18 protein-coding genes are annotated in these 25,564 nt (G+C 65.7%); 7 read left to right on the top strand and 11 right to left on the bottom strand.

Going from position 1 to position 25,564, the window contains the following annotated elements; all coding sequences use genetic code 11:
• The first annotated feature begins 57 nt into the window (after nt 1-57).
• On the top strand, nt 58-1,467 hold the full coding sequence (locus tag AC3EC3_RS15385) for a M1 family aminopeptidase (RefSeq protein WP_488490476.1): 1,410 nt from the start codon (nt 58-60) through the stop codon (nt 1,465-1,467).
• Nucleotides 1,468-1,554: 87 nt separating this feature from the next.
• Nucleotides 1,555-2,412, top strand: coding sequence for a class I SAM-dependent methyltransferase (locus tag AC3EC3_RS15380; RefSeq protein ID WP_488490475.1), 858 nt, complete (start codon nt 1,555-1,557; stop codon nt 2,410-2,412).
• A 28-nt stretch (nt 2,413-2,440) separates the two neighbouring features.
• On the opposite strand, the gene AC3EC3_RS15375 is transcribed toward AC3EC3_RS15380, so the two are convergent.
• Nucleotides 2,441-3,019, bottom strand: coding sequence for a TetR/AcrR family transcriptional regulator (locus AC3EC3_RS15375; protein WP_488490474.1), 579 nt, complete (start codon nt 3,017-3,019; stop codon nt 2,441-2,443).
• 97 nt (nt 3,020-3,116) lie between these two features.
• Here AC3EC3_RS15375 and AC3EC3_RS15370 point away from each other — a divergent pair, with 97 nt between their 5' ends.
• The 4 genes from AC3EC3_RS15370 to AC3EC3_RS15355 all read left to right on the top strand — a co-directional run bounded on the left by AC3EC3_RS15370 (nt 3,117) and on the right by AC3EC3_RS15355 (nt 10,399).
• The gene (locus tag AC3EC3_RS15370; protein ID WP_488490473.1) at nt 3,117-4,322 is read left to right on the top strand and encodes an efflux RND transporter periplasmic adaptor subunit; all 1,206 of its coding nucleotides are present in this window, start codon (nt 3,117-3,119) and stop codon (nt 4,320-4,322) included.
• Nucleotides 4,323-4,329: 7 nt separating this feature from the next.
• A complete protein-coding gene (locus AC3EC3_RS15365; RefSeq protein WP_488490562.1) occupies nt 4,330-7,506 on the top strand; it encodes an efflux RND transporter permease subunit in 3,177 nt (1,058 codons plus the stop codon).
• A gap of 1 nt (nt 7,507) precedes the next feature.
• On the top strand, nt 7,508-8,962 hold the full coding sequence (locus tag AC3EC3_RS15360; protein ID WP_488490472.1) for an efflux transporter outer membrane subunit: 1,455 nt from the start codon (nt 7,508-7,510) through the stop codon (nt 8,960-8,962).
• A gap of 117 nt (nt 8,963-9,079) precedes the next feature.
• Nucleotides 9,080-10,399: an Hsp70 family protein gene (locus AC3EC3_RS15355; protein WP_488490471.1), complete on the top strand. Its 1,320-nt coding sequence runs from the start codon at nt 9,080-9,082 to the stop codon at nt 10,397-10,399.
• 20 nt (nt 10,400-10,419) lie between these two features.
• Here the strand turns inward: AC3EC3_RS15355 and AC3EC3_RS15350 are convergent, their stop codons facing one another.
• The 8 genes from AC3EC3_RS15350 to AC3EC3_RS15315 form a co-directional block, all read right to left on the bottom strand.
• Nucleotides 10,420-11,310, bottom strand: coding sequence for a pirin family protein (locus AC3EC3_RS15350; protein WP_488490470.1), 891 nt, complete (start codon nt 11,308-11,310; stop codon nt 10,420-10,422).
• Nucleotides 11,307-12,011 (bottom strand): OmpA family protein, encoded by a 705-nt coding sequence (locus AC3EC3_RS15345; protein WP_488490469.1) that lies wholly within the window; start codon nt 12,009-12,011, stop codon nt 11,307-11,309. The genes AC3EC3_RS15350 and AC3EC3_RS15345 overlap by 4 nt, the downstream gene beginning before the upstream one ends.
• Entirely contained in the window at nt 12,008-13,846 is a 1,839-nt protein-coding gene (locus AC3EC3_RS15340; RefSeq protein ID WP_260929702.1) for a cation:proton antiporter, read from the bottom strand. The genes AC3EC3_RS15345 and AC3EC3_RS15340 overlap by 4 nt, the downstream gene beginning before the upstream one ends.
• Before the next feature lie 110 nt (nt 13,847-13,956).
• Complete coding sequence (locus tag AC3EC3_RS15335; RefSeq protein WP_488490468.1) at nt 13,957-15,726, bottom strand: SLC13 family permease; 1,770 nt, start codon at nt 15,724-15,726, stop codon at nt 13,957-13,959.
• A gap of 68 nt (nt 15,727-15,794) precedes the next feature.
• Nucleotides 15,795-16,361 carry a nicotinamide riboside transporter PnuC gene (pnuC, locus tag AC3EC3_RS15330; protein ID WP_488490467.1) on the bottom strand — a complete coding sequence of 189 codons (567 nt, stop codon included), beginning with the start codon at nt 16,359-16,361 and terminating at the stop codon, nt 15,795-15,797.
• Nucleotides 16,358-17,521 (bottom strand): phosphotransferase enzyme family protein, encoded by a 1,164-nt coding sequence (locus AC3EC3_RS15325; protein ID WP_488490466.1) that lies wholly within the window; start codon nt 17,519-17,521, stop codon nt 16,358-16,360. The genes pnuC and AC3EC3_RS15325 overlap by 4 nt, the downstream gene beginning before the upstream one ends.
• Before the next feature lie 8 nt (nt 17,522-17,529).
• Nucleotides 17,530-19,860 (bottom strand): TonB-dependent receptor, encoded by a 2,331-nt coding sequence (locus AC3EC3_RS15320; protein WP_488490561.1) that lies wholly within the window; start codon nt 19,858-19,860, stop codon nt 17,530-17,532.
• A 113-nt stretch (nt 19,861-19,973) separates the two neighbouring features.
• Nucleotides 19,974-20,852, bottom strand: coding sequence for a helix-turn-helix domain-containing protein (locus tag AC3EC3_RS15315; RefSeq protein ID WP_488490465.1), 879 nt, complete (start codon nt 20,850-20,852; stop codon nt 19,974-19,976).
• Between the two features lie 114 nt (nt 20,853-20,966).
• Between AC3EC3_RS15315 and pobA the strand changes: the two genes are divergently transcribed.
• Nucleotides 20,967-22,136, top strand: coding sequence for a 4-hydroxybenzoate 3-monooxygenase (gene pobA / locus AC3EC3_RS15310; protein ID WP_488490464.1), 1,170 nt, complete (start codon nt 20,967-20,969; stop codon nt 22,134-22,136).
• A 58-nt stretch (nt 22,137-22,194) separates the two neighbouring features.
• Here pobA and AC3EC3_RS15305 read toward each other — a convergent pair whose 3' ends face one another.
• Together AC3EC3_RS15305 and AC3EC3_RS15300 are read right to left on the bottom strand one after the other, a co-directional pair.
• Nucleotides 22,195-23,919 carry a tannase/feruloyl esterase family alpha/beta hydrolase gene (locus tag AC3EC3_RS15305; protein WP_488490463.1) on the bottom strand — a complete coding sequence of 575 codons (1,725 nt, stop codon included), beginning with the start codon at nt 23,917-23,919 and terminating at the stop codon, nt 22,195-22,197.
• A gap of 190 nt (nt 23,920-24,109) precedes the next feature.
• On the bottom strand, nt 24,110-25,483 hold the full coding sequence (locus AC3EC3_RS15300) for a class II 3-deoxy-7-phosphoheptulonate synthase (protein WP_488490462.1): 1,374 nt from the start codon (nt 25,481-25,483) through the stop codon (nt 24,110-24,112).
• Nucleotides 25,484-25,564 lie beyond the last annotated feature (81 nt).

Genomic DNA, 25,564 nt, shown 5'->3' with positions numbered 1-25,564 from the left:
GGAAAGCCCGAAAATTACTTTACAGCGCTCCATTTTCAGTAATTTACATACTATTAGATGCCCCAAGCTATCTGGCAAAAGGAAAAACTAGCGATGATCCGCCTATGGCGAAGGTGTATCCTCCTGATAGGGGGCGCAATGTTGTGCCTGCCGTTCGGCCTTCGGGCGGCTGCCATTGATAACGTCAGCGACAACGGAGCCGGATACGACGTGCTTGCACAGCGGCTGGCCATCGCACCGGACATCGCCAGAAAATCCCTTCTCGCACGGCAGATCGTCACACTTCGCCTGACACGAAACGCTGTTCACGAACTGGCGTTCAGCAACAACGCGCTCACGATCGACAGGGCGACGATAGACGGGACGCCGGTCGTGCCCTTTCATCGCGGCGACGCGCTCGTATTTCCTTTCCCTGCCGGCAAGCCATTCAGGAACGGCCAGCGCATAACCCTGCAGCTAGCCTACCACGGCGCGCCGGCACGCGGCTTTGTCGGCACGGGCGAGATGCTCTACACCAGTTACTTCGCCTGCGATTGGATGATCTGCGCGCAAAACGCGTTCGGCGACAAGGCCTCGCTCACGCTCGACTTGCAGGTCCCTCGGGGAATGGACGCAGTGGCAGTGGGCCGCGAACTGCACGCAAGAAAGCAGGTGGACGGCAGCACGATCAGACGCTGGCAGACGCCACCCTATTCGGCCTATCTCTACGGCTTCGCCATCGGCCATTTCACACGAGTAGAAGAGCGCGCTGGCACTGCACGGCTGACCTACCTGGGCATTGGCACAGATGCCGCGACACTGCGCCACCGCTTCATCGAGACCGGCGCCATCGCAGCATTCTTCGCCCACAAGGCTGGCATCGCACTGCCTGCCGGACACTACACACAATTGCTCGTTCCCGGCGACGAGGCTCAGGAGGCCGCGACCTATTCGGTCGTCGGGACCGAGTCCGTGCCCCCAACCGCCGGAAATCCAGCTCAGGACTGGGCCATCCCTCATGAACTGGCGCACCAGTGGTGGGGAAATCTCGTAACCTGCACCAGCCTTCGCGAGTTCTGGCTTAACGAGGGCATTACCACCTTCATGACCGCCGCATGGAAGGAGCACCGTTTCGGCCATGCGGCCTACGAGGCCGAACTCGACCTCGCCCGTAAGCGACTTGACCGTGCGCGCGCCGCCGGGTTCGACAAGCCACTGGCATGGGACGGGACATATCCCAACCTCGGCACCCGTCGCGCAGTGCAGTACAGCAAGGGCGCATTATTCATGGATGAACTGCGTCATTCGCTGGGCGAGCCGGCATTCTGGGCAGGCCTACGCCACTATACGCAGGCACATGCGGGACGAACCGCCACCAGTCACGACCTGCAATCAGCGATGGAAGCATCCAGCGGCCGCGACCTGACAGCCATGTTCGAGGAATGGGTGTTCGGACAAGACGGCGCAGTCTCGCCTCATGCATCATGACGATTCCTGCATGGGAGCTGTCAAACAGGCGTTGCCATCCGCTTCTTGTTATTTATATTGCGACGCAATCGCATATACGGAGTAAGCATGGCTCAGCAGAATGCCTATCAGGCCTACGATTGGAACGGCCGCAGTGGTCAGCGCTGGGTAGACCACCAGCAACGGCTCGATACCATGCTGGCACCATTCGGTGAGGCCGCGCTGGCCGCCGCCTGGCCGCGCAAGGGAGAGCATGTGCTGGATGTCGGCTGTGGCGCCGGCACCTCAACGCTGGCCTTGGCCCAGCGGGTCGGACCTTCCGGGCAAGTGCTGGGCGTCGACATCTCCGCACCGCTGATCCGCCGGGCCCGCGAGCGGATGCAGGCGGGTTCGTCCGTCACGTTCAGCATTTGCGATGCTGGCAGCGCAGGTCTTCGCCACGCCGCGTTCGACTTGCTGTTCTCCCGGTTCGGCGTGATGTTCTTTGCCGATCCGACCTTCGCCTTCGCCCATATGCGCCGCGCCCTGAAGCCCGGTGGACGCATGGCTTTCGTCTGCTGGCGCGGCGCTCAGGAAAACGACTGGGTCCGTCTGCCGCTCGATGCCATTGCCAACATCGTACCGACACCTGCCGCCCCGCCGAGCCAGTACACCCCAGGTCCATTTGCATTTGCCGATCGCGCCTGGATCGCACGCATGCTGACGCAGGCCGGATATAGCCGGATCGACGTGACCCCCTGCGATTTCACCTTTCCCTTCGGCCAAGGCCTCTCGCGTCAGGAAGCCCTGGACGATGCCATGCGCATGGCCTCCGCCGTCGGCCCGCTGGCACGGGCGCTGGCCGAGCAGGATCCGGACATCCGCGCGCGAGCTTCGGATGCCGTGCGCACGGCATTCGCCGCCAAACCGGGCGAGCGTTCGGTTCTGATCGATGGCGCTGCGTGGATCGTGACGGCCCGAGCCTGACGAGCATGGGCCGAAAGATGTACCTTCGTTAGCCGCGCAACATCGCCACCATCATGTCCGCCGCGAAATCGGCGGTTTCCTCGGGGCCAAGGCGTGGGCGACAGAGCGCGCGGTTGCCCAGGCCGAACAGCAGGCCCATCAGCACTTCCTCCGCAGCGGCAAGGCGACCCGGCTCCATTTCGCCCGCCGCCGCGCGGATCAGCGCGCTCAGCGCACCGCGATAGCGATCGCAGAACTGGCCGATCTCGTCACCGGTCTTCGGATTGCGAAAGCCTTCGGCGAGTATCTCGAAAGTCAGCGCCTGCTGCTCATGCGCGAGCGCTTCGGCGGCGAGACGGCGCAGCGCCTCACGCGCCGTAATGCGCCCGGCTTCCAGATCGGCGCGGATCAGGCCGAATCGCACCAGCTTTGCCTCGGTATCTTCATGAATGATCGCCAGGATCATCTCGCTCTTGCTGGCGAAGAGACGATAGATCTGGCCGACGCTTACCCCGGCGCGCTCCGACAGTTCGGACATGGCGGTCTGGTGAAAACCGCGCTGCTCGAACAGCATACGTGCGGCCGCAACGACTTTCTCACGCCCTCCGTCCGTCGATCTCTTGGTCATCAGTCCTACTTTTCTCTTGTGCGTCGACTCGCACCGCGCCTATGGCACGAATTACATGAATGAACGCTCATTCCATTTCTAGGCGGTATTGCGACAAATGGCCAACCTTCTGCGTTTCCCCCCCATCGCGGGCCTGACCACGCTGGCGCTCTCGGGCGCGCTGCTCTCCAGTTGCGGTGGCGGCCAGAAGGCCGCTGCTCCGCCGCCGCCCGAAGTGGGCGTGGTCACGCTGAAGCCGGAACCGGTGACGCTCTCCACCGAGTTGCCCGGTCGCATCCTGGCAGTGGAAAGCTCCGAGGTGCGCCCGCAGGTCAGCGGCATCATCCGCCAGCGCCTGTTCACCGAAGGCGCGATGGTGAAGCAGGGGCAGGTGCTCTACAAGATTGACGATGCGCCCTATCGCGCCGCCCTCGCCTCGGCGCTGGGCACGCTGGCGATGGCGCAGGCGCAGATCCGCTCCACGAAGCTGCAAGCCGAGCGCTATCACCGCCTGCTCGCGGTGAAGGGCGTGGCACAGCAGGACGTCGACAATGCCGATGCCGCCGCGCAGGAAGCGCAGGCGACCGTCGCAGCGCGCAAGGCCGATGTCGAAGCCGCGCGCGTGAACCTCAACTACACCTCGATCCGCGCGCCGATCTCGGGCCGCATCGGTCGGTCGCTGGTGACGGTGGGCGCGCTGGCACAGACCGGCCAGACCACGGCGCTCACCACCATCCAGTCGATGGGCAACGTCTATGTCGACGTGACCCAGCCTGCCGCCGACCTTCTCAACCTGCGCGATGCGATCCACGGCGGCGCCGTGACGCGTGACACCCCCGATGCCGCGCGCGTCCAGTTGATCCTGCCCAACGGCAAGGTCTATCCGATCGAGGGCAAGCTGGAATTCTCGGACGTGACGGTGGACCAGTCCTCCGGCTCGGTGACCGTGCGCGCCACTTTCCCGAACCCGGACGGCACGCTGCTTCCGGGCATGTTCGTGCGTGCCAAGCTGGTCGAGGGCGTGCGCCAGCAGGCGATCATGGCCCCGCAGCAGGGCGTGACCCGCGACGAAAAGGGCGATTCGGTCGCGCTGGTTGTCGGACCTGACAACAAGGTCGAACAGCGCAAGCTCGTCACCGACCGCGCCGTGGGCGACAAGTGGGTCGTCACCAGCGGCCTCAAGGCAGGCGACAAGCTGATCGTCGAGGGTCTGCTGATGCTCAAGCCCGGCCAGACGGTCTCGCCCAAGGCCCCGCAGCAGGTGACGGTGGCAGATCAGCAAGACGGCTCCGACACTTCGGGAACGCAGCAGGGCGGGAAGTAAGCCGATGATCTCCCGCTATTTCATTCACAGGCCGATCTTCGCCTGGGTCGTCGCGATCATCCTCATGCTGGCGGGCGGCCTTGCCATCCGCTCGCTGTCGATCGCGCAGTATCCCGAGATCGCCCCGCCCGCGATCGCCATCCAGACGCTGTACCCCGGCGCCGATGCCCAGACGCTCGAAAACACCACCACGCAGGTGATCGAGCAGCAGATGAAGGGCCTCGACCATCTGGAATACATGTCGTCCTCGTCGGACAGCGCCGGCAACCTCACGATCACCCTCACCTTCGCGCAAGGGACCGATCCCGACATCGCGCAAGTGCAGGTGCAGAACAAGCTGACGCAGGCGACGCCGATGCTGCCTTCGGAGATCCAGGCCCAGGGCCTGCGCGTCACCAAGGCGACCAAGAACTTCCTGCTCGTCGTCGCGCTCTATTCCAAGGACGGCAGCCACACGCAGGTCGATCTGGGTGACTATGTCGCCTCCAAGCTGCAGGACCCGCTCAGCCGCATCACCGGCGTGGGCGACAGTCAGGTGCTGGGCGCGCAGTACGCGATGCGCATCTGGGTCGATCCGCTCAAGCTGACCAACCTGTCGCTGACCATGGCCGACGTGACGAGCGCCATTCAGGCCCAGAATGCGCAGGTTTCCGCAGGCCAGATCGGCTCGCTGCCAGCGCCCAAGGGGCAGGCGCTCAACGCCATCATCACCGCGCAGACGCGCCTGACCTCGGCCGAGCAGTTCCGCAAGATCATCCTGCGCAGCGGCACCGACGGGTCAGTCGTCCATCTGGGCGATGTCGCCCGCGTCGAGCTGGGCTCGGAGAACTACAGCTTCCTTGCCCGCTATAACGGCCACCCGGCCTCGGGCTTCGCGATCAAGCTGGCGCCGGGCGCCAACGCGCTCCAGACCGTGGCCGACGTGAAGGCCGAAGTCGCCAAGCTCTCACGCGATTTCCCGCCTGACGTCACCGTCGCATACCCGCTCGACAACTCCACCTTCGTTCGCCTCTCGGTGGAAGAAGTGGTCCACACGCTGGTCGAGGCGGTGGTGCTGGTGTTCCTCGTCATGTTCCTGTTCCTCCAGAACTGGCGTGCGACGATCATTCCCACCATCGCGGTGCCCGTGGTGCTGCTGGGCAGCTTCGCGGTGCTCCAGCTGGCCGGGTTCACGATCAACACCCTCACCCTGTTCGGCATGGTCTTGGCGATCGGCCTGCTGGTCGACGACGCCATCGTCGTGGTCGAGAACGTCGAGCGCCTGATCCAGGAGGAGCATCTTTCGCCCAAGGAAGCCGCGCTCAAGTCGATGGAGGAAATCTCCGGCGCGCTGATCGGCATCGGTCTGGTGCTGTCGGCGGTGTTCCTGCCGATGGCCTTCTTCGGCGGGTCGACCGGCGTGATCTATCGCCAGTTCTCGATCACCATCGTCTCCTCGATGGCGCTGTCGGTGCTGGTCGCGCTGGTGCTGACGCCCGCGCTGTGCGCCACGATCCTGAAGCCCCACAAGGAAGCCCACGGCGAGGACCGCCCCAAGGGCATCTTCGGCCGCTTCTTCGCCTGGTTCAACGACACCTTCGACCGCACGCGCGATCGCTACGGCAAGGGCGTTGAACGCGTCGAGCGCAGCTGGGGCCGCACGCTGGTGGTCTACGCACTGGTGCTCGTCGGCGTCGGCTTCATCTTCTGGCGCCTGCCCGGCGGCTTCCTGCCTGCCGAGGATCAGGGCCTGATGTTCAGCCAGGTCACGCTGCCGGTCGGCAGCTCGATCGAGGAAACGCAGCGCACGCTCGATCGCATGAGCGACCATTACCTCAAGGACGAGGGCAAGAACGTCGCCTCGGTCTTCACCGTCGCAGGCTACGGCTTCGTCGGTCAGGGCCAGAACGTCGGCATTGCCTTCGTGCGCATGAAGGACTGGTCGGAACGCGGTGGCAAGGACAACAAGGTCGATGCCATCGCCGCGCGCGCCAACGCCGCCTTTGCCAAGATCCGCACCGGCATGGCCATCGCCTTCAACCCACCCGCCGTGCTCGAACTCGGCAACGCGGACGGCTTCGACTTCGAGTTGAAGGACGAGGAAAACCTTGGCCACGAAAAGCTGATCGCCGCGCGCAACCAGCTGCTCGGCATGGCCGCGAAAGACCCGCGCCTTGCCATGGTGCGCACCAACGGTCTGGAAGACACGCCGCAGCTCAAGCTCGATGTCGATCAGGAGAAGGCAGGCTCGCTCGGCCTCAGCCTTGGCGACGTGAACACCACGCTCAGCGCGGCGTTCGGCGGCAGCTACGTCAATGACTTCATCGACCGTGGCCGCGTGAAGAAAGTCTATGTCCAGGCCGACGACACCTTCCGCACCTCGCCCGAATCCATCGGCGACCTCTATGTCCGCGCCACCAACGGCACGATGGCGCCGTTCTCCTCGTTCTCGACCTCGCACTGGATCACAGGCCCGGCGAAGCTGGAGCGCTATAACGGCGTGCCTTCGATCGAACTGATGGGAGGCCCCTCGCCGGGCCATTCCACAGGACAGGCAATGCAGGCGATGACCGAGCTGGCGGCCAAGTTGCCAGCAGGGATCAGCTTCGAGTGGACCGGCCTCAGCTATGAGCAGCAGCTCTCGGCAGGGCAGGCTCCCGCGCTCTATGCGCTCTCGCTGCTGATCGTGTTCCTGTGCCTTGCCGCGCTCTACGAAAGCTGGTCGGTGCCGATCGCGGTGCTGCTGGTGGTGCCGTTGGGTGTGCTGGGCGCGGTGGGTGCCGCGTGGCTGTTCGGGCTCAACAACGACATCTACCTGCAGGTGGGCCTGATCACCACGGTCGGCGTCTCGGCGAAGAACGCGATCCTCATCGTCGAGTTCGCGGAAGAGAAGATGCGCGAGGGGCTCAGCGCGGGCGAAGCGGCACTGGAAGCCGCCAAGCTGCGCCTGCGCCCGATCCTGATGACCAGCTTCGCGTTCATCTTCGGCGTGCTGCCGTTGGCGATCTCGTCCGGCGCGGGCGCGGGCGGACAGAATGCCATCGGTACGGCAGTGGTGGGCGGCATGCTTTCCGCAACGGTGCTGGCGATCTTCTTCGTCCCCACCTTCTTCCGTCTGGTGAAGCAGCTGTTCAAGCAGGACAACGTGGGCGGCCATACGCCCTCTCATACCGGCCCCTCTACCACCAACGGGCAGGAGGCCTGACATGCGCAAACACCTCGTTCTCGCCTCTGCTCTCGCAGGCGCCGCGCTGCTCTCGGGCTGCAACATGGCGCCCAAGTATGTCCGCCCCGCCGCTCCCGTGCCCGAGACCACGCCGCAGGGCGCGGCCTACGGCCCGGAGCAGAGCGGATCGGTGCAGCCCGCAGACCTTGCCTGGCATGACTTCTTCACCGACGAGCGGCTGCGTCAGCTGATCGCGCTGTCGTTGCAGAACAACCGCGACCTGCGCATCTCGCTCGCCAACGTCGAGCAGGCGCGCGCACAGTTCAAGGTCCAGCGCGCGGACCTGTTCCCGACGCTGGGCGCCAATGGCCCCGCCACCTACCAGCGCACGCCAGCCGGGCTCGGCGGTGTGGCAGGGGGGACCGGCACGGGAACCGGCGCCGGTGCGGCTGCGGGAAGCTCGACCCGCGCCGACATCTATCAGGCCAACGTCGGCGTCTCCGCCTGGGAAATCGACCTGTTCGGCCGGGTCCGCAACCTGACGCAGGCCGCACAGGAGAGCTACTTCGCCAGTCAGGCGAACCGCGATGCCGCGCAGGTCACGCTGATCTCGCAGCTCGCTACCGGCTGGCTGACGATGGCCGCCGATCAGGACCGCCTGAACATCGCGCGCGAGACGATGAAGGCGTTCGGCCAGACGCTCGACATCACGAAAAGCCGCGCCAAGGAAGGGATCGCCTCGGATCTCGAAATCAAGCAGGCGCAGACGACATACGATCAGGCCCGCAGCGATCTCGCCTCGGCAACGACCGCCGTGGCGCAGGACCAGAACCTCCTGAACCTGCTGGCGGGCACCACCGTTCCCGCCGCGATGCTGCCCGATGGCCTCGGCACCGACGACGCGACGATCGCCAATCTGCCCGCGAACCTGCCCTCCGACGTGCTGCTGCGCCGCCCGGACATCGTTTCGGCCGAGTATCAGCTGCGTGCAGCCAACGCCAATATCGGCGCGGCCCGCGCCGCGTTCTTCCCGAAGATCTCGCTGACCGCCGCCTTCGGCACGCTCAGCCTCGGCCTCTCCAACCTGTTCGGCAACGGCAGCGACTACTGGTCGGTCGCGCCGACCGCCAGCGTGCCGATCTTCGATTTCGGGCGCAATCAGGGCAACCTGCGCTATGCCCGCGCGACCTATGACGCGATGGTGGCGACCTACGAGAAGTCGGTGCAGACGGGCTTTCGCGAAGTCGCCGATGCCCTCGCCCGGCGCGGCACCATCGACGAGCAGCTGAAGGCGCAGGTCTCGCTGGAGGATGCCTCGAAGGGCGCCTACCAGATCGCGCAGGCCCGCTACGACGAAGGCGTCGATCCGTTCCTGACCACGCTGGATTCGCAGCGTTCGTGGTATACCGCGCAAGTCAGCCTCGTCTCGACGCGGCTGGAACGGCAGAGCAACGCGGTCGAACTTTACCGCGCGCTGGGTGGCGGCTTGAAGTAAGGGGAAACTCCGGGCACGGTGGGGCTCGGGTTCGAACGGCAGGGGGTTGCGGGCGGCAGGGTGCCCTGCCATAGCGCCGCCCCCTTCCCGGACCCTCGCCCAAGGAGCCTCCCCACCGTGCCGACCACTCCCGCATCCGACCTGATCCACGCGGTCGGCATCGACTTCGGCACCACCAATTCGGTCGTCGCGGGAACCACGGGCGCGGAAGCCGCCGAACTCGTCTCGTTCGCGGCACCACAGAACAGCACTGCACAAGTGTTCCGCTCGGCGCTGTGCTTCTGGCAGGACGAGGACATGCGCGGCGCGCTGGCGCATGAGGCGGGGCCTTGGGCGATCGCCGAATTTCTCGACTTCCCGCAAGGCTCGCGCTTTATCCAGTCGTTCAAGTCGGTCGCCGCGAACCCGGCGTTCGAAAGCGCCAACCTGTTTGAAAAGCGCCTGCGTTTCGAGGATATGGGGCAGGTCTTCCTGCGCCACCTGATCGCGCGCGGCGGGAAGGCGCTGGCCGATCTGCCCGAGCGGGTGATCGTCGGGCGCCCGGTGCGCTATGTCGGCGCGCGGCCCGACGCGGCACTGGCGAAGACGCGCTACGACGCCATGTTCGCGATGCTGGGGCGGCAGGTCCACTACGTCTACGAACCGCTCGGCGCCGCCTACAGCTTCGCACAACGGCTGAACGAGCCGGCAACGCTGCTGGTGGCGGACTTCGGCGGCGGCACCAGCGACTTTTCGGTGGTGCGGATCGAGGCGCCGGGTGCGGCGCAGCGCTGCACGCCGCTGGGCTCTGCCGGTATCGGCATCGCCGGGGACCGCTTCGATTTCCGCATCATGGACCATCTGGTGCTGCCGCTGCTCGGCAAGGGCGGGACCTATCGCTCGTTCGACAAGGTGCTGGAAATTCCGCCCGGCCACTTCACGGATTTCGGCGACTGGTCGCGCCTTGCCATGATGCGCAACCGCCGCACGATGGAGGAACTCGCCCGCCTGCACCGCGCCGCCACCGATCCCGCCGCCATCGCCCGGATGATCGCGGTGGTCGAGCACGAACTGGGCCACGGGCTTTACGAGGCGGTCGGGCGCCTCAAGCGCACGCTATCCTCGAACGAGGAAGGCACGCTGACCTTCCACGAGGACGGCATCGAGCTGGAAGAGCGCGTCACCCGCGCCGATTTCGAGGGCTGGATCGCACCCGACCTTACCCGCATCGACGAGACGGTGGGCGAAGCGCTCGCCAGCGCCGGGCTGGACGCGAGCGGCATCGACCACGTGTTCCTGACCGGCGGTTCCTCGCTGATCCCCGCCGTGCGCGCGCTGTTCGAGGCGCGTTTCGGCGCCTCGCGGATTGCCACCGGCGACGAGCTGACTTCGATTGCCCACGGCCTCGCGCTGATCGGGCAGGCAGACGATCTCAGCGAATGGATCGCCCCGGACTGATCTTCGTCAGGCGCGATCCGTCAGCCCATCTGCGGGATCGCGCCGAACTTGCCCGCTTGATAATCGTGGATCGCCTGGACGATTTCCTCCCGCGTGTTCATCACGAAAGGCCCGTGGCTGGCCACCGGCTCACCGATCGGATCGGCATGGCCGAAGACGAGCCGCACCGCGCCGCTCGGCGCGCGGACGTGGACGCATTCCGCCTCCCCATCCAGTTCGATCAGGTGCGCTTCCTTGCCCTGCGTACCGCCGACCTCGGGCGCACCCGAGACAACGTAGAGGAACACCGTGCGTCCCCTGGGCGAGGGCAGCACGGCATGGCCGCCCGCTTCCAGCGTGACCGTGCTCATCATCACATCGGTCAGCGAGCGATAGGCGCCCTCCTGCCCGGCGAACGTGCCCGAAATCAGGTCCAGCGATCCGCCCGAACCATGCTCGCCCTCCAGCGCGATGGCGGGAATGTCGGCACGCTGAAGCCCGGTATAGCTCGGCTGCGTCATCTTGAGGCGCGCGGGCAGGTTGACCCAGAGCTGGAGGATTTCCAGCGGGCCGCCCGTTCGCTTGAACGAGGCAGGCGAAATTTCGGCGTGGACGAGCCCCGACCCGGCAGTCATCCACTGCACCCCGCCCGCCGCGATCACGCTTTCGTGCCCGCCGCTGTCGAGATGCGCCATCTCTCCGGTCAGGATGAAGCTGACCGTCTCGAAACCGCGATGCGGGTGCGGGCCGAACGGCAGACCCCGGTTGGGCGCCGGATAGACCTGCGGCCCATGGTGGTTGAGGAACAGGAACGGATCGAGCAACGGCAGCCCCGGCCCCGGCAGCGGACGGCGGGTGGTCAAATCGGCAATGTCGTCGCGCAGCGCCGGGTGCTGACGCAGGACGCGGCGCGAGGTCAGGGTATTGCTCATTGTTTCACCGAACGTTTGGTGGGGGCGGGACTGGGCGCAGGCGTCGGAGACGGCGTAGGCGAGGCAGCCGCATCGGAAGCCGCATCCGAAGAAGGCGGCGCGGGCAGATCGATCTCGATCTCCACGCGGCGGTTGCGGGCGCGGCCTTCGGGATTGTCGCTGCCGTCCTCGTTGGCGTTCGGCGCGATCGGGCGCGTCTCGCCCAGCGCGATCACGCTGATGCGATCCCTGGGCACGCCCTTGGAGACCATATAGGCCCGCACCGCCTCGGCGCGCTTGCGCGAGGACACCTTGTTGTCCCCGTCCGAGCCATGCGAGTCCGTGGAGCCGCGCAGGATGATCGGCCCGCCAAGGCCCGCAGCCGGGCTCGCCAGTGCACTGTCGACCAGCGCCTTTCCGGCATCATCAAGTTTCAGGCCCGACGCGCCGAACGGCACGATGATATGCGCGGGCTCGATCTTCGGTGCCTCGGTCGCGCCGCCTTCGGGCAGTACGTCCGGGCGCAGGATCGACTTCGGGCTATCGTCTGCGGCTGCCGAGGGTTGATCGCCGATGGCGTCGCTGTCGTCCGAGGCGCTGGCAGAGGGCTGCGCATCGCTCTGCGCGGCATTGTCGTGACAGCCTGCGGTTGCCAGCGCCAGCGCGCCCAGTACGGACAATCCCCGTGCGGCCAGGCAGGGTGTGGTGATCGTGCGGCTCATTGTGCGGCCTCCTTTTCCGTCTTGCTCTCCTGCTTCGTGCGTCGCGGCTTGCCGCCGGGCGGGACGTAGGAGAGGATCGTGTCACCAGCCTGCGGCGTGGGCCGCGAGGCGTGGGTGAAGAAACGCAGCGTTCCGTTCTTGCGCAGCAACAGGAGCATGTCCGTACCGTCGGGCAAATCGGCCTGCGCCGTTTCGAAATCGAACTGTTCGGAAATGCGCGTCTTGCGGAAGGACCAGCCTTCGCGCTCGCGCCGGAAGATGTCCTCCACGCCGTGGCCCGCCGCGAACAGCGCGCGCCCGCGCAGCGATTCAGGCAGCGCGCGATGGTCTTCCTCGTCGCTGGCATCGCCGAGCTGATAGACGTTGTCGCGGCCCATCTCGGGAGCGAACTCGTTGCAGATCAGCGCATTGTACGCCTCGTTGTTGCTGACTGCCGCCAGCGCCAGAAACTGCCCGAGATCGAGCCGCTCATGCGTGGCTTCGGACAGGATCTCGCCATGATAGGTCGGGATGCCCGCCTGCCGGGCGCTGGCAAGGCGCTGCCAGCTGGTGTCGCACAGCGTGACCGGCACTTCCATCTGCGTCAGCTGCTCGGCCAGCGAGTAGCTCCACGGCGTCGCACCCACCACCAGCAGGCCGCGACGCGGCGCGCCGGTGACTTTCAGCAACCGCGCGACGGTCTTGATCGAGAAGCCGTGGAACAGGATCGTCGCCACCACGACCGAGAACGACAGCGTGATCAGGATCGTGCCGTCGCCATAGCCGATGTTGGCCAGCCGCAGCGCGAACAGGCCCGAGATCGCGACGGCCACGATACCGCGCGGTGCGATCCACGCGACCAACAAGCGCTCGTTCCACGGGATCTTGCTGAACGCGAGGCTGAGCAGCACCGCGGCAGGGCGCACGATGAACAGCAGCGAGAGCAGGAAGGCGAGGAAGCGCCACTCGAACTGGCGCAGCACATCGAAGTTGAGCGAGGCGGACAGCAGCACGAACACGCCCGAGATCAGCAGGACGGTGACGTTCTCCTTGAACGGGCGAATATCCCGCAAGGAGGTCAGGCGCATGTTGGCCAGCGCCACGCCCATCACCGTCACGGTCAGCAGGCCGGTCTCCTGCTGGATCAGGTTCGAGAGCACGAAGACGCCGATTACCGTCACCAGCAGCACCGGGGCTTTCAGATACTCAGGCACATGACCGCGCGGAAAAGCCCAGCCCACCGCGCGCGCGGCGGCATAGCCGATCACGCAGGCGAGGATCGCCGCACCGATCAGCGAGATCACCACACTCAGCAAAGTGCCGCCCGCATCCGCGCGGCGCAGATATTCGTAGGTGACGACGCCCAGCAGCGCGCCCATCGGATCGTTGACGATGGCTTCCCACTTGAGGATCGCGGCAGGGCGCGAGGCGACATTACTCTGGCGCAGCAATGGCAGCACCACGGTCGGCCCGGTCACCACGAGAATGCCGGCGAACAGGATCGCCACCGGCCAGACCAGCCCCGCGACATAGTAGCACGCCAGCGCGCCGAGGCCCCAGCCGATGGGCACGCCCAGCACCAGCAGGCGCTGCACGGCCGTTCCGGTGTTGCGCAACTCGCGGAAATTGAGGCTGAGGCCGCCCTCGAAGAGGATCAGCGCCACGGCGATGGAGATCACCGGCTCCAGCAGTTCGCCGAAGGTGTGCGAGGGGACGATCAGCCCCGTCACCGGCCCGGCGATGATTCCCGCCAGCAGCATCAGCGCGATGGCGGGCCAGCCGGTGCGCCAGGCGATCCACTGCGCCCCGATGCCCAGCGCGCCGATCAGCGCGATCACGATGGCCTGTTGTTCGATCACGTCTTCATCCTGTCATCGATTGAAAGGTCGAGAGAAAGCGGCCCGGAAACGGACGGCAGGAATGGCACAGCCTAGGCGGCAGAGGCACAAACGTCCAGCGCAACCCATCAATGCAGCGGCCATACCGCGATGGCGAGCGGCGTTCCCAGCACCAGCACCAGCAGCGAGAGCGGCGCGCCCAGCCTTGCGTAGTCCCCGAAACGATAGCCCCCTGGCCCCATCACCAGCGTGTTGCACTGGTGGCCGATGGGCGTGAGGAAATCGCAGCCCGCCCCCATCGCCGTCGCCATCAGGAACGCATCGGGGCGGTAGCCAAGGTCGTGCGCAAAGACGGCCGCGATGGGCGCCATCACCAGTACCGTCGCCGCGTTGTTGAGGAACGGCGTCACCGCCATCGAGGCGAGCAGCACCAGCGCCACCGCCCCCCACGGCGGCAGATGCGCCGCGAGATGCGCAAGCTGCGTCGCCATCACGTCGGACGCGCCGGTGCTCTGGAGTGTTTCGCTGACCGGGATCAACGCCCCCAGCATGATCAGGATCGGCCATTCGATAGCTTCATAGGCATCCTCCGCCGGAAGCGCGCCGGTGATCAGCACCAGCCCCGCGCCCGCGAAGAAGGCGACCGCCACCGGCACCAGCCCGGTCGCCGTGGCCGCCATGGCGACGCCGAGGATTGCGAGCGCCAGCCAGCCCTTGCGCTCGCGCCCCAGCGAGATCGTGCGTTCGGCCAGCGGCAGCACGCCCAGCTGGCGCAGGCGGCCGGGCATCGCATCAAGCACGCCCTGCAGGACGATCACGTCGCCCGCCTGCATGGCAACGCCGGTAGGCTTGTTGCGCAGCCGCTCGCCCTCGCGCGCGATGGCGATCAGGCGCAGGCCCATGCGCTCCTTCAGCATCAGCCGTGCGGCGGTGGAGCCGACCAGTACCGAGCCCGCCGTCACCACCGCCTCGATCACGCCCACTTCGTCCGCCCCCGGTGCGTCATCCTCGTCGTCGGGATCGTGGAGCGCCATGCCCGAACCGGCGATGGCGCGTTCGAGGGCATCGGGATCGCCGACAAGGATCAGCACATCGTCCTCGGCAATCGGCATCTGCGGGTGGACTTCGGCGCGCTGGCCCCGGCGCAGCACCGCCGTCACCTCGATCTCGTTCTCGTGGTCCTCGACGAACTGCGCGATGGTGGTGCCGATGGCGGCAGAGCCCTCCTGCACGGTCGCCTCGGTGGTATAGGCCGAGATGTTGAGCGCCTCGCCCATGGTCGCCGCCGCCTGCCGCTCGGGCAGCATGCGGTTGCCGAAACGCAGGAAAATGAGCCCGATCACCAGCAGGCCAAGGCCGGTCGGCAGATAGTCGAACATGCGAAAAGGCTGCCCGGTCATCTCCTCACGCACGCGGCTGACGATGATGTTGGGCGAGGTGCCGACCAGCGTGGTCAGCCCGCCCAGCAGCGAGGCGAAGGCCATCGGCATGAAGAAGCGCGAAGGGTTGGTCTTGCTGCGCTTGGCCAGCTGCGAGGCGGCGGGCATCAGCATCGCCAGCGCGCCGATGTTCTTGATGAGGCCTGAGGCGACACCGACCGTCGCGGTCAGAGCGAACAGTTGCGAGCCGGGGCGTCGCAGACGATGCGCGAAGCGGTCCAGCGCCCGCTCGATCAGACCGGAGCGCTGCACGGCGGCGGACAGCACCAGCGCCGAGCCGACGATGATGACGATATCGTCCGAAAAGCCGGAGAACGCCTTGGCGGGCGGCACGAGGCCGAGCGCAATCCCGGCAAGCAGCGCGATGATCGCGGTCACATCGAAGCGGAACCGCCCCCACACGAACAGCGCCATCATGCCGCAAAGGAGGCCCACCGAGAGCCACTGCTGTAAAGTCATCGCACCCCGAAAACCAAACTGCCCGTCGGAGTACAATGCGCGAGCGCGCGGTTTGTTCTAGGCTGGCCTCAGGCCGAAACGCTCCGTATCGCGCGGGTCCAGCGGCGATAGCCGAGCACGGCGAGCGCGACGAACAGCGCATAGAGCCCGGCGGTCAACAGCAGGCCCTTGAAGGCGAACATGCCCACGTAGATCACGTCCACCGCGATCCACAAAAGCCAGCTTTCGCGGTGCCGCCGCGCGGTCCACACTTGCGCGACAAGGCTGAAGCTGGAGAGCGAGGCATCCATCCACGGCAGCGCCGCATCGGTGTAGCGGCTGGTCAGCGTGCCGATGGCCACCGCCCCCAGGGCGCCGATGAGAAGGCCGAGCGCGGCCTTGCTCCACGCCAGCGGGGCGACGATCACCGCTCCGCTATCGTCGCGTCCACGTGCCCAGTCGAACCAGCCATAGAGGATCGCGAGGCCGAACAGCGCCTGCAGCACCATGTCGGCATAGAGCTTCACCTGAAAGAACAGCACGAAGTACAGCGCGCAGGCGAGGAAATTGACCGGCCAGCACAGCATTGCCCGCCGCGCGGTCAGCCAGATGCCGAGCGCGCTGACGACAACCCCCGCGATTTCCAGAGGCGTCATGCGGCCTGTCCTTCCCCGGCACCTTCGCCGGAAACCACGCTCAATAGCGCCCGGCCTTCCTCGCTCTCGAACCAGTCCGCGTGGCCGATCAGATAACCCTGCCAGGCGAGCATCGCACTGTCCGCATCATTGAGCACGCCTGCGAAATAGTCGGCTTCGGACAGCGCGAACTCGAAATGCACCAGCGGCAGCAACGCGACGAGCGTGCGGCGATCCTCACCAGAAAGCGGCCGCACCGCGTGATAGCCTTCGATCAGCGCCAGCGTTGCGGGAAAGTCCGCCAGCGGCGCACCCTCGCCGATCCGCAGCCACGCGATCACGCAGCGCTCCAGCGCGGTCGCCAGATCGTGGAGCGCACAGGTCCGGTCCGCCAGCCCGAAATCGAACACGGCAGCCACTTCGCCCGCCTCGTCCCACATCAGGTTCGAGGGGTGCCAGTCGTTATGCGTCCACAACTCTGGCTGCGCGGACAGGCGCTCCGCCAACCCCTCGCTCCATGTGGCGAGCAGCCGCGCGAAAGTCTCGCGCCACGGCTTGTCGGCAAGGAACCTCGCCAGCGCGGGCCGTGCGGCGATATAGGCCTCGACTTGCGCCAGCGGATCGGCGGCAGGCAGGATCGTGAAGCTGGAGACCAGCGGACGCACATCCCGCGCCGGGGCATCGAAGCTCTCGGCGGCATCGTGCAGCCGCGCCAGCGCCGCACCTGCCGCACGGGCATGGGCGGGCGAGAGGAACGGCGTCCACGACTGCCGCTCGCGATAGAGATCCACCCCGCCGACCCGGCCATGGAGTTCATAGATCCAGTCACCGGAGACCACCGTACCGCTGCCGTTGTCCGCCGTCAGAACCTCGGGCACCGGCACGCCCTGTTCGCGCAGGTGCGCGATGAAAGCATGCTCCTCAGCCAGCCCCGCCGCGTCGCGCAGCGACAGATGGTGGCGCTTGAGGAAGAACGTGCCCTGCTCAGAGACGACCAAGGCTCCCGCCGAGAACGGACGGGGCGAGTGCCATTCGATCCCTTCAAGCGCCCCCGCTGCCGGGAATCGCGCCACGACCTCAGCCGCCTCTTCCACCGAGATCGGCGCCCAGGTCGGCGCCTCCAGCCCGGTGCCCATGCCGTGGACGCGGTGGTCGGCGTGTCGAGGATCGGTGTCGGCCATCCGCGTCGTCAGAACCCCCGCGTCAGCGTGACCATCACCGCTCGGCCGCTGGCGATGTAGTACGCAGGCGCCGAACCCTCGATCACGGTGCCGTTGCGGCCCAAGGTACCCTGCGCATTGGTGGTGATCGACTGCACACCGGACAGCGCATGGGCGTTGAACAGGTTCATGCCGTTAACGCGCAGATCGGTGCGCTTGCCGTCGATCAGTCCGGCCAGATGCATGCCTATCCCGGCATCGACATTGGCGAAACCGGGAATGCGCTCGTCGTTCATGAAGGTCGCATACTGCGCAGCGACATATTTCACGCCGAGCGTGCCGAAGAACAGGCCCCCGTCATAACGCCCGCCAAAGCCCAGCTGGTAGTGCGGGCTGGCGACCGCATCCTTGCCCTTGGTCGGCAGATAGTCATCGCCCACCGGCAGATCGTCGTCGTTCTTCGCGCGCAGCCATTCGCCCGAGGCATAGAGGCTGACGGCATCGTTCAGGCGATAGTCGATCTCGCCGTCGATACCCCACGAAGTCTGGCGCCCGGCATTGACCGTGGCGTTGACGAGTGCGCCGTCGGAATCGACCACGGTCGAGACCTGCCGGTTGCGGAAGTGGTAGTGGAAGCCGGTCAGCGTGATCGCCATGCGGCTGCCCGAATAGCGCCAGCCCAACTCCTCGGACACCGAATACTCGTTCTTCAGTCCGTTCACGCCCTGCGAGGTGACTTCGCCGCCGTCGTAGCTGTCGTAAAGCGAGAACTCGTCCGGCGCGCGGAAATGCGTGGTCACGTTCGCGAAGAACTGGTTATGATCGTCCAGCTTGTAGCGCACCGCCGCCTGCGGCAGCGCGGCGAAGCTGTCGGCATGCACCGTGGTCTGATCGCCGGGCAGGTAGTTGCGGCCATGGCGCAGGAAATCGACGCCCTTGAAGCCCACGTCGATCGTCAGGCGCGGATTGACCGTGATCGTATCGGCAACGAAGAAGCCCTTGGTGACTGTCGTTGTCTTGATGTTTTCGTAGGCCAGCAGACGGCCATCAGCGGTGCGGATTGCATCTTTCGTATGGCCCCAGATCGCGGTCGGCGTGCCATCGGCGTTGAGCGCGGTATAGGTCTGGAGCACGCGATCAGTGCCGTAATCGCCCCAGAGCCCGGCGGTGATCTTGTGCCGTCCGGTGGTCCAGGTCAGGCTGACGACTTCGCCTGCACGCAGCTGCTTGCCGGTGTAGTTGCCCAGCACGTTCGCCGTGCCGTCGACCGCATTGGCCAGCGTGATCGGCGCCAGCGCCTCGGTGCCGAGGTAGTTGCCCTCCTCGCTCAACTGGGTGCCATAGGGCGAGTTGCCGTAGCCGAACTGGAGATAGCTGGCGCTGTCCAGATCGAGGTTGTCCGCCAGTTTCAGGTGAACCGGCGCAGAGAGGTACAAGTTACGGAACGGCGCGCGGTAGAGCCGCCAGTAATTCAGATTGCCGCCGTCCGCCGCGTCATAGCTGGCGTCGTAGCCCTGATGGCGGCCATAGGCCTTCCAGTCCGCCAGCGTCGGGCCGGGATAGACCGACGAATCCGCCTCGTTGAACGACACCGCCAGCGCGGCGCGATTGCCCTCACCCCATTCGTTCAGCAGCTTGAAGTCGAGATGGCGGCGCTTGTCCACGCCCGCGCCGCGCCAGTTATCGGCGCGCGTGTCGGAGTACGACACGAACGCGCGCAGGCCGGTGTTGCCGATGGTGCCGGTATCGAAGCGCGCGAAGATGCGGCGCTGATCGTACGAGCCAAGCGACAGGTCGAGCAGCCCCCCCATCGTCTTTTCCGGGTCCGCCAGCGCAACCGAGAGCAGGCCGCCCGCGCCGTTCACCACAGGGGCGCTGAGATCGACGGAACCGGGGCTGAGCGCGACAGAGCGCAGGTTCTCGGTATCGGCGAACTGCGAGGGGTAGGCGTAATAATAGCCGATGTCGTTCTGCGGCGCGCCTTCCATCAGCACGCCGATCTCGTCCTGCCCGAGACCACGCATGGTGATGCCCGAACTGGTCGAGAGGCCATAGGGATCGCTCGATGCGACATTCGCGCCGGGCAACAGGCTGACCATCTGGAAGGCGTTCAGCGTCGGCGGCTGGAGCTTGAGGAAGTCTGCGGTCACTTCGCTGATCGCCGCCGCGCTGTCCTGAGCGGGCATCATCCCGTCGCTATCGGCATGCCCGGTGACGTGGATGACCGACTTGTCCTTCGCGTCATCGCCTGCATCTGCCTCCGCATGCGCGTTTGCGCCGATCACCAATCCGGCGGAGGCAGCCGCGGACAGAAGTAATCGGACATGGAAAGCAGGGCGGCCAACGGACGGACGGAACATCATGGTCTCAGGTCAACGCCAGGCTCGCACCGCCCGGCCGGAAACCATCGCCGTTAGGCCGCTCTCTCTCGAAGGTAAAGCAGATAGGGCTACATTATCATTATTGAATGTCATTAGCGTTTATTATCATATTGCCCGAATACTGTAGGATGCCGATCGCGGCTTGGGCGCTGCCCCGTCATCCGCATGTAGAAACGCGAAAAATAAGACACGTCGGCAAATCCCAGCGTATCGGCGATCTGCGCCACACTGGCATTGGAATAGCGCAGCAGCCGACGCGCTTCCGCCGCCCGACGGCGGTTGACCAGTTCGATGGGCCGCAACCCTGTCCGGGCGACCGTCAACCGGGTGAGCGTGCGCGTGGTCACGCCCATTTCGCCAGCGAAGAACGCGAGATCGCGACTGTCGCGATAGTGCCTCTCGACCAGATCGTGGAACTGCACCATCCGCGGCTCTATGTCATAGCCTGCCCCAGCACGGGCCGCACGCTGGACTGCATGGAGCAGCGCCGCCACGAGAGCGTGAAACAGGGCATCGGGCTCGCGCCAGTCTCCGGTAAGATCGAGCAGTTCGTCGGTCAGACGCTCCACCCGCGCGGCCTCGTCCGGCGCCATTGCGCCGTAGCCACCGTGCTCGAGCATCGCCGCCAGCGTCGGCGCCCGCGCGACGCCTTCATAATCGGCGGCCAGCGTCAGGATCACACCATGGGTCTGCGGGCGAAACTGAAAGCCATGGACGATCCCCGCGCGAACCGCCACGAAGGCCGGCGCGGGAAGACCGACGCGTTCGTCACCAAGGCTTACCTCCACCTCCCCTTGCTGGACGATCAGCACCTGCACGAAGCTGCGATGGCGATGCGTGCCGATTTCCCAGTCGTGCAGCGAAGACCGGGCCGCGATCGTCTCGATATGCGCAAAGCCCGGCGTCTCGACCGGCTGCTCCTCGCCATAGAGCGCATAGACAGGCACGGAAGCAACGCGATGCAAGATCATGTTTGTCTCGAAAGTACCAATCTTTGTCCTGCCGGACCCTTCCTCAAACCGCCCCGAATGTCAAACTTCACACCAACACCAAGGCCCGTTCGACGGGCGCACGGGAGAGTTTGCATGAAGCGTCAAGTCGCCATCATCGGCGCAGGGCCTGCGGGCTTGTTGCTAGGTCATTTGCTCAAGAGCGAAGGGATCGACTGCATCGTCCTAGAACGCCAGAGCCCCGATTACGTCCTCTCGCGCATCCGCGCCGGCGTGCTCGAACAGGGTACGGTGGCGATGATGGAACGCCTCGGGCTCGATGCCCGGATGAAGGCCGAAGGCCTGCCCCACGACGGTTTCAACCTCGCTGACGGCGAGCGCCTGATCCGCATCGACATCAGGGCACTGACCGGCAAGCAGGTCATGGTCTACGGTCAGACCGAAATGACCCGCGACCTGATGGAGGCGCGCGAGGAACGCGGCCTCGAAGTCATCTATCAGGCGAGCGATGTCGCGCTGCACGATATCGAGAGCGACACGCCCAGCGTGACCTATACCAGGGACGGCACCGAGCACCGCATCGAGGCCCGCATCGTCGTCGGCTGCGATGGCTTCCACGGCCCCTCGCGCCAGGCGATCCCCGCCTCGGTCGCGCGCCATTTCGAGCGGGTCTATCCCTTCGGCTGGCTCGGCATCCTGTCCGACGTGCCGCCGTGCAATCACGAGCTGATCTATGCCAACCACGAACGCGGCTTCGCGCTCGCCTCGCAGCGCAGCCACACGCGCAGCCGCTACTATGTGGACGTACCGCTGACCGAGAAGGTCGAGGACTGGAGCGACGATCGCATCTGGGACGAACTGGCGATCCGCCTCGGCCCCGATGCCGCCGCGCACATCACGCGCGGGCCCGCGCTGGAAAAGTCGATCGCCCCCTTACGCTCCTACGTGTTCGAACCGATGCGCCACGGCAGCCTGTTGCTCTGCGGCGATGCTGCGCACATCGTTCCCCCGACGGGCGCCAAGGGCCTGAACCTCGCCGCCAGCGACGTGCATTACGCCGCCGAAGCCCTGATCGCCTTCTTCGGCAGGAACGATGTAGAGGCCGTGATCGGTTATTCGGAAAAGGCGCTGGCCCGCGTATGGAAATCGGAGCGGTTCAGTTGGTCGCTCACCCGCCTGATGCACCGCTTCCCCGAGGACGGCCCGTTCGAGCGGCGGATGCAACTGGCCGAATTGGATTACATCGCCTCCAGCGAGGCCGCCCAGCGCTCCATCGCCGAGAATTACGTCGGCCTGCCGGTCTGACCGGAGAGCGTGCAACAACGAGACCCGGCGATGCTCTCGCCGGGCCTAGCGCATAAAGTCACTTTCCAGTGAAAGTGAACGGCGCAAACAGGTCGCTACCCGGCCAGGGCTGCAACGCAACGACTTGCGCCGCAGCGCCCTTCTCCCAGTTCACCGCTTTGGTGTAGTCACCCGTGCCCTTGTATTTCGCGACGAAAGGATAGGGATAGACCGGGCGGGTCATGGCCGGTAGCGCTGCTGTGTCCAGCTTGGCCATCGGCGGCGGGCCCTGTCGGGTGCCTCCTTTGCTGCCTCCAGTAGTCGGTTGACCGAACGAACTCTCCGTCGCCGTAGTCGATGTCAGGATCGCATCGGGCGCATGACCTCCCTCGACCCAGGCCATCATCGCCGACAGCAGATCGAGCGCGGATGGGCCCTGTCCACCGCCGCAATGGGCAACACCGGGAAGCAGATAAAGGCGCTCAAATCCGTTCACGCGATCACGGCCCATCGCCTTTTCGATCGCCTGCTGGTACGAAACCGTGTTCGCGGGCGAAATATGCGGATCGCCAAGGCCATGCCACAGGATCAGCTTGCCGCCACGCGCCGCGAAGGCGTTGAGGTTCGCATTGGTGGCATCGAACAGCGTGTGGCGCACTCGCAGGGCATCGAGCGTGGCGGTATCGAAAGTCCAATCCGCCATCGTCGCCGTGGTGCGCGGCGGAACGAAAGCGATGTCCTTCCAGACCGGCGGCACAATCATCGTGCTCATCATCATGCCGCCATCGCTGTCCGGCACATAGATGCCCTGCCAGTTGAGTTCCGAACCATAGAGCGGCTGCCCGGCGGTCAGCGGCGCACCCGTTTTGGGATCGCGGGGCCCCTCATAGAACTTGCGCACCACATCGATTTCGGCTGCGGTCAGACAGGCGTTGCCAGACTGTCCGGTCTTGCAGGCCAGAACCGCGGGGTCGAACCGGCACCCGGCAGGAACGGCGACGATGCTGTCCGTCACGCCGTCGTTGCCGTCGCACGCCGCGAGCACTGCCGCATGCAACGCCGGCAGTTTGGCGGAGAGCAGGATGTTATGGCCTGTCGCATCGCGGTTCACGGTGGCCATCCAGCCATGGTACAGCGTGTTCTGCACCTGGAACAGCATGGCAGGGGCACCGGCGATCACGCCATCGAAATCGTCCGGGAAACGCTGCGCTTCCATCAACGCCTCGCGCCCGCCGTCGGAGCAGCCGTTAAAATAGGCGAATTTCTGGGCGCGCCCATAGAACTTGCGGATCAGCAGCTTGGCGGCCTGGCCGGTGATATGCTCTGCCCGATAAGCGAAATCGGCACGCTGCTGGTCATCGAGGCCCCATTCGCCGCTCTGCCCGGTATGCCCCATGTCGGTCGCCGCCATAACGAAACCGCCATCGTTCAGCACCTTGCAGCCGCTCGATGCGCCGGAACGCAGGGTGATGTCTCCGCAAAGCCCTCCGCAGCCGACCTGCAGATAGCGCTGCGACCAGGTCTTGGTTGGCAGCAGAACCTCGAAACTCACCTTGGGGGCCAGCGTGCCTTTGACGTCGCACACTTCGATGCCGTCGCTCTTGCCGAGCGTTGCCGAGATCACGCTGCTGCCCGCACCGCCAATCGCGGTCAGGTCGGTTGCTGACAAGGCTGCACACGATACCGCCGGCCTGACGACCGCGAGCGACTGCCCGGCCGATGCGTTTCTGGCCTGCACCGCACCTGACGTCAGCGCGAATGCCGCGATCAGTGTCGCGAACCACATTGCTATGCGAAGCCGCATGACATTTCTCCCTCCTGCTGATGATGCCTTGCGCCCTTATCGAGCACGGTCATCCGCGAACAAGAGTGCATCTGTTCGCTTTGCGTATCGACATGTTTCAGCATGTATCCGCGAGGGCCGGGGACTGCACGAAAAAGCGCGGCGGAATCTCTCCCGCCGCGCTTGTCTCGGTTTGCTTGTGATCAGGCGATCAAGCTGCTTCGCGGCGGCCTTCCGACATTTCGAGATTGAGCAGGTCTGCCATCTCGAACGCCAGTTCGATCGACTGGGCTCCGTTGAGGCGCGGATCGCAGTGCGTGTGGTAGCGGTCCTTCAGCGCCTCGTCGGTGATGGCGATGGCACCGCCGGTGCATTCGGTCACGTCCTGCCCCGTCATCTCGACATGGACGCCGCCCGCATGCGTGCCCTCGGCGCGGTGTACCGCGAAGAAGCCGCGCACTTCGGAGAGGATACGGTCGAACGGACGGGTCTTGAAGCCACTGTCGGACTTGATGACGTTGCCGTGCATCGGATCGCACGACCACACCACCGGGTGCCCTTCGGCTTTCACCGCGCGCACCAGCTTGGGCAGGCCTGCCTCGACCTTATCGTGGCCGAAGCGTGCAATCAGCGTCATGCGACCGGGCTCGCGCGCCGGGTTCAGCGTGTCGAGCATGCGGATCAGTGCGTCGGGCTCAAGGCTGGGTCCGCACTTCATGCCGATGGGATTGCCGACGCCGCGCAGGAACTCGACATGGGCCGAGCCTTCGAAGCGCGTGCGATCGCCGATCCACAGCATGTGGGCCGAGCAATCGTACCAGTCGCCGGTCAGCGAATCGCGACGGGTCAGTGCCTGCTCGTAGGGCAGCAGCAGCGCTTCATGGCTGGTATAGAAATTGGTGCCCTGAAGCTGCGGCACGGTCGACGGGTTCACCCCGCAGGCCGCCATGAAGTCCAGCGCCTCGCCGATGCGATCCGCCATCTGCGAGAAGCGCTCACCCCAGGGGCTGCGATTGATGTGCTCCAGCGTCCACTGATGGACCTGACGCAGATTCGCATAGCCACCGCTGGCGAAAGCGCGCAGCAGGTTGAGCGTCGATGCCGACTGTGCATAGGCCTTGACCATGCGCTCGGGATCGTTGCGGCGCGTCTCCGCATCGAACTCCACGCCGTTGATGATGTCGCCGAGGTAGCTGGGCAGTTCGACACCGCCGATCGTCTCGGTCGGCGCCGAGCGCGGCTTGGCGAACTGACCTGCCATGCGGCCGACCTTCACCACCGGCTGCTTGCCTGCGAAGGTCAGCACCACGGCCATCTGCAACAGCACGCGGAAGGTGTCGCGGATGTTGTCGGGATGGAATTCGGCGAAACTCTCGGCGCAATCGCCACCCTGCAGCAGGAAACCGCGACCCGCCGCCACTTCGGCCAGATCCTTCTTCAGTTCGCGCGCCTCGCCAGCAAAGACCAGCGGCGGAAACTTCGCAAGCGTGGCCTCTACCGCGCCAAGCTGTTCCACATCGCCATATACCGGGAGGTGGCGGGCTTCCTTCGCCTTCCAGCCATCCGGGGTCCAATTGCTAGCCACGTCGTTTACTCCATGTTGGCGCGCGATTTCTCCCTGCCGGCCAGATTTGGACTCTGCCGACGATCACGCAAGGGGCGCCCT

The organism is Novosphingobium sp. BAM6 (genome assembly GCF_057784955.1).
This window is presented reverse-complemented; position numbering and strand designations above follow the sequence as displayed.

What these genes read in the sequence shown, in the direction of transcription:
- AC3EC3_RS15335 (WP_488490468.1), bottom strand. Translation starts at nt 15,726, where the DNA reads ATGACTTTACAGCAGTGGCTCTCGGTGGGCCTCCTTTGCGGCATGATG.
- AC3EC3_RS15370 (WP_488490473.1), top strand. Translation starts at nt 3,117, where the DNA reads ATGGCCAACCTTCTGCGTTTCCCCCCCATCGCGGGCCTGACCACGCTG.
- pobA (WP_488490464.1), top strand. Translation starts at nt 20,967, where the DNA reads ATGAAGCGTCAAGTCGCCATCATCGGCGCAGGGCCTGCGGGCTTGTTG.
- AC3EC3_RS15385 (WP_488490476.1), top strand. Translation starts at nt 58, where the DNA reads ATGCCCCAAGCTATCTGGCAAAAGGAAAAACTAGCGATGATCCGCCTA.
- AC3EC3_RS15345 (WP_488490469.1), bottom strand. Translation starts at nt 12,011, where the DNA reads ATGAGCCGCACGATCACCACACCCTGCCTGGCCGCACGGGGATTGTCC.
- AC3EC3_RS15350 (WP_488490470.1), bottom strand. Translation starts at nt 11,310, where the DNA reads ATGAGCAATACCCTGACCTCGCGCCGCGTCCTGCGTCAGCACCCGGCG.
- AC3EC3_RS15315 (WP_488490465.1), bottom strand. Translation starts at nt 20,852, where the DNA reads ATGATCTTGCATCGCGTTGCTTCCGTGCCTGTCTATGCGCTCTATGGC.
- AC3EC3_RS15380 (WP_488490475.1), top strand. Translation starts at nt 1,555, where the DNA reads ATGGCTCAGCAGAATGCCTATCAGGCCTACGATTGGAACGGCCGCAGT.
- AC3EC3_RS15305 (WP_488490463.1), bottom strand. Translation starts at nt 23,919, where the DNA reads ATGCGGCTTCGCATAGCAATGTGGTTCGCGACACTGATCGCGGCATTC.
- AC3EC3_RS15325 (WP_488490466.1), bottom strand. Translation starts at nt 17,521, where the DNA reads ATGGCCGACACCGATCCTCGACACGCCGACCACCGCGTCCACGGCATG.
- AC3EC3_RS15320 (WP_488490561.1), bottom strand. Translation starts at nt 19,860, where the DNA reads ATGTTCCGTCCGTCCGTTGGCCGCCCTGCTTTCCATGTCCGATTACTT.
- pnuC (WP_488490467.1), bottom strand. Translation starts at nt 16,361, where the DNA reads ATGACGCCTCTGGAAATCGCGGGGGTTGTCGTCAGCGCGCTCGGCATC.
- AC3EC3_RS15375 (WP_488490474.1), bottom strand. Translation starts at nt 3,019, where the DNA reads ATGACCAAGAGATCGACGGACGGAGGGCGTGAGAAAGTCGTTGCGGCC.
- AC3EC3_RS15360 (WP_488490472.1), top strand. Translation starts at nt 7,508, where the DNA reads ATGCGCAAACACCTCGTTCTCGCCTCTGCTCTCGCAGGCGCCGCGCTG.